The sequence below is a fragment of the Ruminococcus flavefaciens genome (genome assembly GCF_900108555.1).
Lineage (GTDB): Bacteria > Bacillota > Clostridia > Oscillospirales > Ruminococcaceae > Ruminococcus > Ruminococcus flavefaciens_P.
Genome location: NZ_FNWV01000001.1, coordinates 546,967 through 559,023, shown reverse-complemented (window position 1 = coordinate 559,023; position 12,057 = coordinate 546,967). Strand labels below are relative to the sequence as shown.

10 protein-coding genes are annotated in these 12,057 nt (G+C 44.2%); 9 read left to right on the top strand and 1 reads right to left on the bottom strand.

Translation table 11 applies throughout. The features are described 5' to 3' along the window. Positions 1-18 precede the first annotated feature (18 nt). From mraY to ftsZ, 7 genes are all read left to right on the top strand, one after another. Complete coding sequence (gene mraY / locus BLW60_RS02375) at positions 19-1,059, top strand: phospho-N-acetylmuramoyl-pentapeptide-transferase (RefSeq protein ID WP_081348080.1); 1,041 nt, start codon at positions 19-21, stop codon at positions 1,057-1,059. Positions 1,060-1,092: 33 nt separating this feature from the next. Next, the gene (locus BLW60_RS02370; RefSeq protein WP_074714285.1) at positions 1,093-2,370 is read left to right on the top strand and encodes an FtsW/RodA/SpoVE family cell cycle protein; all 1,278 of its coding nucleotides are present in this window, start codon (positions 1,093-1,095) and stop codon (positions 2,368-2,370) included. 2 nt (positions 2,371-2,372) lie between these two features. Next, a complete protein-coding gene (gene murG / locus BLW60_RS02365) occupies positions 2,373-3,506 on the top strand; it encodes an undecaprenyldiphospho-muramoylpentapeptide beta-N-acetylglucosaminyltransferase (protein ID WP_074714284.1) in 1,134 nt (377 codons plus the stop codon). After that, the gene (locus tag BLW60_RS02360; protein WP_074714283.1) at positions 3,503-4,384 is read left to right on the top strand and encodes an alpha/beta hydrolase; all 882 of its coding nucleotides are present in this window, start codon (positions 3,503-3,505) and stop codon (positions 4,382-4,384) included. Before murG ends, BLW60_RS02360 begins: the two co-directional genes overlap by 4 nt. 227 nt (positions 4,385-4,611) lie before the next feature. Beyond that, a complete protein-coding gene (gene murA / locus BLW60_RS02355) occupies positions 4,612-5,871 on the top strand; it encodes a UDP-N-acetylglucosamine 1-carboxyvinyltransferase (RefSeq protein WP_074714282.1) in 1,260 nt (419 codons plus the stop codon). A 21-nt stretch (positions 5,872-5,892) separates the two neighbouring features. Then, positions 5,893-6,999, top strand: a complete 1,107-nt coding sequence (locus BLW60_RS02350; protein WP_074714281.1) for a cell division protein FtsQ/DivIB — start codon at positions 5,893-5,895, stop codon at positions 6,997-6,999. Positions 7,000-7,182: 183 nt separating this feature from the next. Next, a complete protein-coding gene (ftsZ, locus tag BLW60_RS02345) occupies positions 7,183-8,316 on the top strand; it encodes a cell division protein FtsZ (RefSeq protein WP_074714280.1) in 1,134 nt (377 codons plus the stop codon). 45 nt (positions 8,317-8,361) lie between these two features. Here ftsZ and BLW60_RS02340 read toward each other — a convergent pair whose 3' ends face one another. Beyond that, positions 8,362-9,123 (bottom strand): hypothetical protein, encoded by a 762-nt coding sequence (locus tag BLW60_RS02340; protein WP_074714279.1) that lies wholly within the window; start codon positions 9,121-9,123, stop codon positions 8,362-8,364. Positions 9,124-9,451: 328 nt separating this feature from the next. On the opposite strand from BLW60_RS02340, the gene BLW60_RS02335 reads away from it, so the two are divergent. Both BLW60_RS02335 and BLW60_RS02330 read left to right on the top strand, forming a co-directional pair. Then, the gene (locus BLW60_RS02335; RefSeq protein WP_074714278.1) at positions 9,452-10,045 is read left to right on the top strand and encodes a helix-turn-helix domain-containing protein; all 594 of its coding nucleotides are present in this window, start codon (positions 9,452-9,454) and stop codon (positions 10,043-10,045) included. Positions 10,046-10,469: 424 nt separating this feature from the next. After that, positions 10,470-11,957: a coiled-coil domain-containing protein gene (locus BLW60_RS02330; protein WP_074714277.1), complete on the top strand. Its 1,488-nt coding sequence runs from the start codon at positions 10,470-10,472 to the stop codon at positions 11,955-11,957. Positions 11,958-12,057: the final 100 nt, after the last annotated feature.

Genomic DNA, 12,057 nt, shown 5'->3' with positions numbered 1-12,057 from the left:
TGGAGTTGTTATTTTAAAATGTCTTTCTGGATAATTAATCTTGTCACAGCACTTCTTTCATTCGTGATAGCAGGAGTTTCGGGTATATTCCTTGTACCTTTCCTGCATAAGATAAAATTCGGTCAGCCCATAAAAACTGTTGACGGACCTAAGTGGCACGCGAAAAAGCAGGGAACTCCCACAATGGGCGGTTTCATGTTCATCATATCCACTGTGCTGACTGCTATTGCAGGCTATTGGATATACAGGTGGAAAGTGGGCATAGATACTACCGATAAAAAGAGCTTTTATCCGTTCTATCTTATGCTGGGCTGTATACTTTTCTCCGCAGCATTCGGTATCATCGGTTTTATCGACGACTACACAAAGGTTGCCAGAAAGAAAAATGACGGTCTTACTCCGTGGCAGAAAATAGCTTTGCAGCTTGTATTCTCTGTAGGCTTTCTTGCAGTGATACACTTCTTCGGTGACGGTGAGACACGTATAGACCTCGGTTTCTGGAAGTCTCCTTCACTGGGAATATTCTATTATATACTTATGATGGCTGTGATAATTTACCTTACAAATGCGGTAAACCTCACAGACGGCGTTGACGGACTTTGCGGCTCTGTTACATTTGTGGCTATGCTCATATTCACAGTATGCTGCACTATCCTCAAAAAAGACGAGATGACCTGCTTCACTATGGCACTTGCAGGCGGCTGTCTCGGATTTTTGCTGTGGAACTTAAATCCTGCAAAATGCTTCATGGGCGATACAGGCTCGATGTTCCTCGGTGCAGCCGTAACAGGTGTGGGACTTATCCTCCACAAGCACCTGCTGCTTATCCTCGTTGCTCTTGTGTATATCCTTGAAGCACTTTCCGTAATGATACAGGTAACCTACTTCAAGTACACCAAGAAGAAATACGGAGAGGGCAGACGTATATTCAAAATGACTCCTATCCACCACCACTTTGAAATGAGCGGATTCAGCGAATACAAGATAGTCATATCTTTTTCACTTTTCGGCATGATTTTCGGAGTATTGGGCATAATTACTCTGCTGGCACTTAACTAACGGCAGCTATAGTCACTACTTTAAGGAGGAAAAATGGCAGCAAGCAAAACTGAAAAGAAAAAGCGCGTTTCGCTCCCGAATGTCTTTTCGGGAGGAAGAAAAGGAGACCTGAGCCTTTCGTTCTTTGCATACGTTATGATACTGCTTGTTGTCGGTATCGTAATGATGTCCTCAGCAAGCTATGCGTGGGCATACAGCGAGCACGGCGGTGATGGTCTTTACTATGCAAAAAAACAGGCGAAAAATGCCATAGTAGGCTTTGTCGCAATGATCTTCTTTATGAAGATGGATTATCATAACTTAAAGAATTTAAAGCTCCCTGTGCTTAAAAAATTCAACATAGCAAGCCTTTTGTATTTCGCGGGAATCATACTTCTCATAGCCGTACTTATTTTCGGTAACGATGAAGGCGGTTCAATGGGCGCAAAACGTTGGATCGACATCGGTCCGCTGAACTTGCAGCCCTCAGAGGTGGCGAAGCTTGCGCTTATCATCTTCTTTGCCTATAATATGGAGCGCGACGGCGATAAGATGAACGACCTCAAAACAGGTATAGTAAAGTACGCTGTTATTCTCGGAGTCTATGTAGTCCTCATAGCCGCTGAGAAGCACATCTCAGGTATCATTCTTATCAGCACTATCGCTATAGCTATGATACTTTGCGGCGGTGTAAACAAAAAGCACTTCCTCGCTTTCGGAGCAGCTGCTCTCGGTCTTGCCATAGCTTATATCTCATGGCAGGCACAGGTACCTGACAGTTACGTAAACGTCAGATTAAGAGCGTGGAGAGATCCCTTTGCAGATAAGCTCGGCGACACATGGCAGAATGCAAACTCCATAATCGCTATCGGTTCAGGCGGACTTTTCGGACTCGGTCTCGGAAACTCACGTCAGAAGTACCTCTATCTCCCTGAGACAAAAAACGACTTCGTTTTCCCTATCGTATGCGAGGAACTCGGTTTCGTGGGAGCACTTGCAATTATAATAGTATTTTTCCTTCTTATTATAGAAGGCTTTTCCATTGCAGTTCGCTGCAAGGACAGATTTGGTATGCTCATCGCTGTTGGTATCACAACACAGATAGGTATACAGACTGTTCTCAACTTAGCGGTTGTAAGCAACCTTATACCTAATACGGGTATCAGCCTTCCGTTCTTCAGCTACGGCGGTACTGCGCTTATTATGCAGCTGGCGGAAATGGGAATAATGCTGAATATATCTCAGCACAGGTATTATCCCGACGAAAAGCCTAAACCGAAAAAGAAGAAAAAAGCTGTCAAAGAAGAACAAGCTGAGTTAAAAGGAGCATGAACATGAGAGTACTCATTGCCTGCGGCGGAACAGGCGGTCATATAAATCCGGGACTTGCAATAGCTGATATAATAAAGAAGAAATATCCCGATACGGAATTCCTCTTTGCAGGAACTCCTAAGGGTATGGAGTCAAAGCTTGTCCCGAAAGCAGGATACAGACTTGAGACAATCAAGGTCGCAGGATTTCAGAGAAAGATATCCCTTGAAAATATCGGAAGAAATGCAAAGGCTGTAGCTTATCTTGTCACCTCGGGCAGGAGGGCAAAGCAGATAATAGAGGGCTTCAAGCCCGATATCGCCATAGGTACAGGCGGTTATGCAGCAGGTCCTGTTATCAGGAAGGCTGCAAGAATGGGCATACCTACGGCTATCCATGAGCAGAATGCTTACCCGGGCGTAACAAACAAGCTTCTTTCCAAGGAAGTGGACTATGTTATGCTCACTGTCAAGGAAGCTCTTAAATTCATGGACAAGAGCAAATTCGAGTACAGCGTTACGGGACTTCCCGTAAGAAGCAATATAAATACAATGAGCCGCGAGGAAGCGCGAAAGAAGCTGGGCATGGACGACAGCTTCACTATCCTTTCATTCGGCGGCAGTCTCGGTGCAGGCTGTATAAACGAGACTATGACAGAAGTCATCAAGTGGCACGTAGGCAAGGGACTTGACATCAATCATATCCACGGCTACGGCGGCATGGGAAAGGATTCTTTCCCACAGGCTATGGAGGCAGCAGGCATACCTCTCAAAAATGACAGACTTCGCATCACCGAGTATATAAATGATATGGACGTTTGTCTTGCTGCGGCTGACCTTGTTATATGCCGTTCGGGTGCGTCCACACTTGCTGAGCTTGAAGCAGCAGGAAAGGCTTCGATACTGATACCCTCGCCTATAGTTGCGGGAAATCATCAGTACCACAATGCAATGGTTCTCGGCAATGCAGGTGCGGCAGTAGTAATCGAGCAGAAGGACGTTACAAATGAGCGCATGATAGCCGAGATAGAAAAGCTTTACGGCGACAGCGCGAAGGTAAAGTCAATGTCCGAAAGTGCTGCAAAGCTCCACCTTGCGGATACAAATGACAGAATACTTGCAGTAGTAGATAAACTCATTGAAAAGAGCAAAAAATGAACACAGGTGAAAAAGTCGAAGTAAACGGCGTAAAGCTCAATGTGTACAGCGAGGGGAGCGGCGATGTTACCATAGTTTTTATGGCGGGCAATGGCGTTACCTGTCCTGTGTTTGAGTATAAGCCGATATATCGCAGAATGTCAAAGAAGTACCGCATTGCTGTCATTGAAAAGGCAGGCTACGGCTTCAGCGACAGTGCGAAAACTCCGAGAACTATCGAAAACCTTGTCAGCGAGGACAGAGAGGCACTTCTCAAAGCAGGTATTGAGCCGCCGTATGTTCTCGCAGCACATTCCTATTCGGGATTTGAGGCTGTATACTGGGCAAATACCTATCCAGATGAAGTTAAGGCTGTACTTAGCATGGACATGGGCATACCGACTATGGCAGTATTGCAGGCTAAAGAAGTTAGCGAGGAAAAACGCTGCGGCATGGTAAAGAAGCAGCAGAAGCTGCTGCAAAAAGTGGCTAAAGGCGGTTTTATCACAAAGCTGTTTAAAAACAAGCTTGAAAATGTTTCGGGACTTCTCAGCGGCAGCGAGCTTAATGACGAGGAAAAGAAGATATACAGGGAAATGTTCTATAAGAACATCGCTAACCCCGAATTTACCGACGAAGCTATGCACATGACAGAAAATGCGCAGAAAGCCGAAAATACAGGCGTTCTGAAATGTCCGTGCTGCTTTTACATAAGTGATATGAAAACTTTGGCAAAAAATGTGTCGTGGAGACAGGTGGGTATGGACTACGCCGAAAAATGCGGCGGAGAGGTACATCTGTCCGATAAAGGGCACATGATGTACGCTTTCATACCCGATGAAATGTCGGAAACATTCAGTGATTTCTTAGATCATAATATTAGCTTAGCTAAATTATGATCTATAATGCTTAATGCTTAATGCGTAATTCGTAATTATTGGTGTCCGCCATTCGGCGGACGGGATCAAAATAATTCTTTGATCTGTCGGCGTAAGCCGACACAATTAATTACGCATTACGAATTATGAATTACGAATTGGATTTAACGGCAAAGCTGTTAAATTATGAGTTGTAACACATTACCGCCCTCAGGCATACAATACAGAAAATGCTGTGAGGTGGTATAATGCAGAAATTCATAATAACGGGCGGCAAAAGCCTGCGCGGAGAGCTTGCCCTGCAGGGAAGCAAAAACAGTTCACTGCCCATAATGGCGGCTGCACTGCTTTGCTGCGGCGAGTGTACGCTGCACAGCTGTCCTAAGCTTACCGATGTGTATGCAGCTTCAAGGATACTGAACTGTGTGGGCTGTCGGTGTACATTCTCGGATAACACGGCTGTGATCAATTCGCAGGTGGTAGATAAGACTCATATATCCGAGGAGCTTATGCGCGAGATGCGCTCTTCCATAATTTTCATGGGTGCTATGCTTGGCAGAGCGGGGGAATGTGTTGTAAGCGTCCCGGGCGGCTGTGAGCTTGGTCCGCGCCCAATTGATATGCACCTTGCGGCACTTAAAAAAATGGGTGTCGATATTGCCGAAAGCGGCGGCAGCATAATCTGCAAGGCTGTAGGCGGCAGAGCAAAGGGTGCAAAGATATCGCTTGCTTTTCCTTCGGTGGGGGCAACGGAAAATATTATCCTTTGCGCAGTTACTGCTGACGGTGAAACAGTGATAAACAATGCTGCCCGTGAGCCTGAGATATGTGATCTCTGCGGATTTCTGAGAAGCTGCGGAGCCGACATAAAGGGCGACGGCGAGAGCAGGATCATAATCAAAGGAAAAAAACAGCTTCACGGCTGTGAATATACAATAATGCCCGACAGGATAGCTGCGGCGACATACCTTTCAATGGTCGCAGCCACACATGGCGAGCTTATACTTACAAATGCCTGCGTCCCCGAAACAGAGCCGTTCCTCTCGGTGCTTGAACAGACGGGGTGCAGCATTTATACATCAGAAAATAAAATATACCTGCGCAGCGGTTCACGCCTGCGCGCTGTAAAGGAAAGGATAAGGACTATGCCTCATCCCGGATTTCCTACAGATGCACAGGCTGTACTCATGGCTGCGCTTGCTGTTGCTGACGGAACGAGTATTTTCGAGGAGAATATCTTCGACTGCCGCTATCGTCACACAGATGCTCTTATAAAAATGGGAGCAGATATACAGGTGCTTGGCAAAGTCGCAGTTGTAAAGGGAGTTGAAAAGCTTCGCGGTGCAAATGTGCAGGCTACCGACCTTCGGGGAGGAGCAGCGATGATAATAGCTGCACTTTGCGGTATGGGGACTTCCGAGATAAGTCGGATCTGTCATATCGACAGAGGATATGAAAAAATTGAAGAAGCCGTAAGACTTCTCGGCGGAGATATGCGTCGGGTCTGAGGCGGAAAGTCTGGAGAAAGTATGAAAGACGTCGAGAAAACAAGTGTCGAGAGAAAGAACAGCCGTAAACGTATCAGACGGCGAAAAAGAATGATGAATGTTTACGGACTTGTTGGACTTCTGCTGGCAATAACCGCAGGAATAACCATAAGCTACACTTTCCTTTTCAATATCAGCGAAATTCGTGTTTCGGGAGAATCCGATATGTATTCCGCTGAGGAGATAGTTGTGGCATCAGGCATAAAAGAGGGAGATAATCTTCTCAGACTCGATCTGAAAAAGAGTGAGCAGAGGATACTTGATGAGCTTCTTTATGTTGAGACTGCAAAGGTGAAAAGAGACTTTCCTTCATCACTGGAGATAACGGTAACAAGGTGTATCCCTGCATTCAATGTACAATACGAAGGCGGAGTGCTCATTGTAAGCAAAAAGGGCAAGATACTTGCCAGCAACGATTTTATCACGGAGGGGCTCCCTGTGATAAGCGGACTCGAGCCGTCACAGCTGACTCCCGGAAAGCCTGTTGCTTCGGAGAATGAGCATAAGAATGAGGCGTTCCACGAGCTTATAAAAACAATGGTATCAATGGGCGATGACAATATATCCATAGTTGATATGAGCGATGAACATTCCATAATCGTTCAGTATAAGAACGATATGATATTCAAAATGGGCAACTGGAACGATGTTGAATACAAGCTCAATCTTGCCAAGAACGTAATGAACGACGATACCGTAAAGGGTAAAAAAGGCTATCTTACAATGATAGGCTCAAATCAGTGCAGCTTCAGAACAAGCGATTCTCCTGCTTCCACACCCGGTATCATAGAGCCGACAACACAGCCTAAAACAGACGAATACGGCAATCCTATAGACGAAATAGGAAGTGGTGAACGAAATCCCGAACAGGAAGCCGACTTTGACCGCATAAACAGTACAACTGCACCGACTCAGCCTGAGCCCGAAACAGAGGCACAGAACCAGTGGACGGATAACGGTTACGACTACAACAGCGGCTATGATGACGGGAGTCAGTGGCAGAACGATAACGGCTACGATAATGGTGGCGGATACAGTGATAACAGCGGAGATTACGGCAATTATGACGGTGCAACACAGCAGTGGTAAGAAATAAAAATGTACAAAATGCTGAAAATATGCTGCTCGTTATTGTTAAATTCGCAGAAATTTAAAAATGTTTTATTTACTCTTGAAAAAAAAGACTCAGTATGCTAAAATATAAAGTGTATTTATAGGTTAATATATAAATTTGATGATTTATAAGGATAATAAATAGTAGGAGGAGTTCAAATGTCAGATTTCAATTATGAGGAAACACTCGAACCCGATGTTAATATAAAGGTCATAGGTGTAGGCGGCGGCGGCGGAAACGCTGTAAACTGCATGGTAGATTCGGGCGTTAATAATATAGAATATATCGCTATCAATACAGATGCAAAGGCTCTCAACAAGTCAAAGGCTACTACAAGAATACCGATCGGTGCTAAGCTCACAAAGGGCAGAGGCGCAGGTAATAAGCCTGAGATCGGTCAGCGCAGTGCTGAAGAGAACCGCGATGAGATCGAGACACACCTCAAGGGTGCTGATATGATCTTCATCACAGCAGGTATGGGCGGCGGAACAGGTACAGGTGCTGCTCCTGTTGTTGCTAAGATCGCTAAGGAAATGGATATCCTTACAGTTGCTGTTGTTACAAAGCCTTTCCTCTTTGAGAGAGAGCAGAAAATGGCACAGGCTGAAAGAGGTATCGCAGAACTTAGAAAGTATGTTGATTCTCTTATCGTTATCCCTAACGAGAGACTTCTCGTAGGTCTTGACAAGCCTCTTACAATGATGCAGAGCTTCGCTCTTTCAGATGACGTTCTCAAGACAGGTGTAAAGAGCATCTCTGATCTTATCGTTGAGGAAGGTTACATCAACCTCGACTTCGCAGACGTTTCTACTATCATGAAGGACGCTGGTTATGCTCACATGGCTATCGGTCACGGTACAGGCAAGGACAAGGCAAGAGATGCAGCAAACGCAGTTATCTCCAGCCCGCTTCTCGAAACATCTATCTCGGGTGCTAAGAGACTCCTTATCAATATCGCAATGTCAGAAGATATCCTTTCATCTGATGTTGATGCAGCTACAAAGATGATCACAGATACAGCTGCTGAGGGTGTTGAGTTCATCTTCGGTACAGCATTCAAGGAAGATATGCAGGATGAGATGACTATTACAGTTATCGCAGCAGGCTTCGATGATGATACAGCTCCTGTTGCTGATGCTCCTATCGAGGAAGCTCCTGAGGAGGAGATAATTCCTATCGACAATCCTCTTATTGACGGCTTTGGCTATGGTGCTCCACAGCAGAGACCTGCACAGCCTTCTTCAAGTCAGGATTATGATCTTGACGATATCTTCAAGATGCTTGGCAACTAATAAAAATATAGGCGGTCCATTCGGACCGCTTTTTTGTTCGTTATATCATCTGTCTGGATACTGATCGTTCCTGCGTTTCCTGTCATGCAGTACTACTATCAATATGATAGCTCCTACTATGACTAAAAACAGGGCTTTTATCACTACACTGCCGATCAATACAGCTGAAATTCCCTTGCCTACATTTATTCCGTGGTCGAGGGTGCATTTAAGAGACTGACCGTCAGCCTTTACATAATAGTTGACAGGCTCGTCTGTTATCTCGGGCTCATACGCTTCCGTGACCATAAGCACATTTCCTTTTTCGTCGCAGTATGCTACTTTCAAGCTGCCGTAATAGCTGCTTATCTCGGTGTTCTTGGCTTTTTTTGTGCCGAGCAATATGGTTACAGGTCTGTATTCTCCATCGGAAGTCGTGTATTCCGTTGCAAGAGCTCTTCTAAACATAAGGCTGGTATAGCCGTCGTCATATTTTGCAAGTCCGCAGTCCTTATCAAGCTCTATAGTACGTTCTTTAACATTGATATTCCTGGTGTTGTAGCCAACATATCCTTCATTTGTCTCTTCTTCGGAATATTTTATATTCACACTTGAACATGGACTTTCACCGTCTTTGCCGATGCCGTATATGTCACCCTCTGTATTTTTAAACAGTATGTCCGCAAAAACTGTCCCTTCGGGAGCGTTTTTGTACTCTATAATAAACGAATAGTCGTTATTCGCCCATGCATAAGCGTTCGTGCTTCCGAATACACACATTGTTACAGTAAATAGTACGGCTATAAATGATTTTATAAAAGCTTTCATTATTATTACTACCTTTCAGCCTTTATTGGCTTATTATCTTGTTTGACCTAATTATATCACCGATAGGACAGTAATTCAATAAACATACTTGTATTTTAAATATATTGTAAAAACTTCGTAATAAAGACGGATATTCTTTGACCATCTTTTAATAATTTTTTTCACTGCATTTGAGTGCAGATAGTGAATACTTCGATATATAGCCATGTCAAACAGATTTTGCAGAGAAAAAATGCTCCTGCAAAGCAGATTTGGTTGATATGTATCACGCATAATGCTATGATGAGTTCGGACAAGGGGAGTACCCTTGCGAAAGGAGTGAAATGTTATGGAACTGCATGAGAGAATAAAAAAGCTGAGGAACGAAAAAGGCTGGTCACAGGAGATGCTGGCAGAACGCGCGTATGTCAGCCGTCAGACTGTATCCAACTGGGAGACCGACAAGTGCTATCCCGATGTCCGCAGCCTCATTATACTTGCAGATATCTTCGGCGTTTCGCTCGATGAGCTTATCAAAGGAGATGTTGATACCATGAAAGAGACTATTACAAAGAACGACGGAAAGATGCTGAAAAAGCTTGAATATCTGGCACTTTTTGAAATGCTCGTGCTGATGTTCGGTGTGACGCTGCTTGTTGACTGGGGAGGTGAGATCGGGCGGCTTATTGGACTTTTCTTAGCAGGAGCACTGACGGCAGCCATATTTATGACATTCCATAAAATGGAGCAGATCAAGAAGGACAACGATGTTCAGACATATCGTGAGGTAATAGCTTTTATGAAAGGCGAGTCGCTTGACGATATTGAAAAGGCAAAAGAACTTGAAAAGCGCGGTGCTGAAAAGAAAAAGATACTGATATTCTTGATTTGCTATGTTTTGAGTGGAGCAATTCTTGCGCTTATCTGTCATTATTTGCTGTAAAAGCATAGTGCGTAACAGGCTTCTGCTCTGAAATTATATGTCATTTTCAGGGCGGAAGCCTAATTTTATGTCAAAATTGTATTTCTTTATCATTTTATATTTTTTAATTGTAAATAAATATATATTTATTACCGTTAAAGTTAAAAAGAATGACTGTAAAATGTACAGATGGTATATTTTGAGTGCTTTTTATAGTAAAGTGCACTAAAATCAATCCAAAATTTCTACATTTCAATAGTTGAAATAATATAGGCAATATGTTATAATTTATGTAAGGCATAAATCGGCAGAACCTGTATTCTTATACTGTGAAGGCTTATTTATATGCAATATCACCAATGAGAAGAGCTTCACTGTGTCAGAGTGCGGGTTTTTGTTCCTTAAATTTTTAACCTCGTTCTTAACGAGGGGAATGGAGTGTACCATGAGCGAACCAACACCAACAGTATTAAGAGAAACCAAAATAGGTCAAAAAGGCTTTGTGAAAGAGGACGTTATCACATATCTTGACGAACTCAATTCAAAGATAGTTGCCCTTGAGGAAGAAAATAAAGCTTTAAAGGAGAATGGACCTGCAACCAATTCTGACGAGCTGAAAAAGGCTTTATCTCAGGTCGAGAACCTTCAGGAGAAGCTCAATACCTCCAACAATGCTCTCAGAACCGCTAAAAGAGAAAACGAAGAACTTCAGAAAACTATAGCTGAACTCAAGGCTGCCGGCGGCGGACAGGCATCTGTTGCTGCTCTCGAGGCTGCTAAGAAGGAAATAGAAACACTTAAGGGACAGCTCAAGGCTGCTGAGCAGAAGGCTGCAGCAGGCGGAAACGCTTCACAGGCTAATGCACAGACAACAGCTGCACTTGAAGCTGCTAAGAAGGAAATAGAAGATCTCAGAAATCGTCTCAAGGCTGCAGAGCAGAAGGCTGCTTCTACAGGTGCAGCTGCTGCAACAGGTGCTGCTGCTGACGGTGAGATAGCTAAGCTCAAGCAGGAGATCACTAAGCTCTCTGAGGATATCAATGCTAAGAACAAGGAGCTTTCAGAGAAAAACGGAAAGCTTGCTGACCTTGATAAGAAGGACGCTGAGATCAAGTCTCTCAATGACGAGATCGCTAAGCTCAAGGAAGAGGGAAGCAATCCTATCGCTATGATGGGCGCAATGTTCGCAGAAGCTCAGAAGAACGTTAACCAGATCCAGAATCAGGCTAAGATCGACGCTGAGAACGTTACTAAGGAAGCTAATGACAAGGCTGCTCAGATACTTGATGATGCAAATATCGAGGCTGAAAAGGCTGTTGCAGTTGCAAATGCTGCTGCTGAGACTTGCATCAAGGAAGCTAACGATCAGGCAAGAAATACTATAAATGAGGCTAATGCACACGCTGATAAGGTAAATTCAATGTCCAAGACTGTACGCGAGATGCTCCTTACAGAGATTGAGAGCGTAAACAGCAAGTTTGCTGATATCAAGTCTGTACTCAATAACCTTACAGGTCAGTGCACAAGCAGAATGGGCGAGGCTCAGAACCTTATCGGTGAAGCTCGCAAGACTGTTGATACTGCAAAGTCTGACGAGAATACTATAAAGAAGGCAGAAGCTCCAAAGGCTGAATTCTCACCTTCAAAGGCTCCGAGAGCTGACCTTTCAGATCTCCCTTCTGCTAAGACAGGCGATAAGAAGAGCGATCCATTCGCTAACGTAGGCGGTTTCAATAAGGATAATAACAACAAGAATAACAATAATAACTTCAATAACAATAATAATAACAATAATAAGCCTGCACAGGCACCTGCTCAGAACCAGCAGCAGAACAAGCCTGCACAGGGCAACAAGAGCGCAAGCTTCAACTTTGATATGGCAGAGCTTTTAAAGGCTGCTGAAGAGGAAGCTGCTAAGGATCCTGAGAACTAATATGACGAATTACCGATCTCCCTTCGGAGCGATCCGAGGGGAGTCGGCAATAATACACTTGTATGGAAAATGCAGATTGTTGGGTGGATATCTTGCTTGA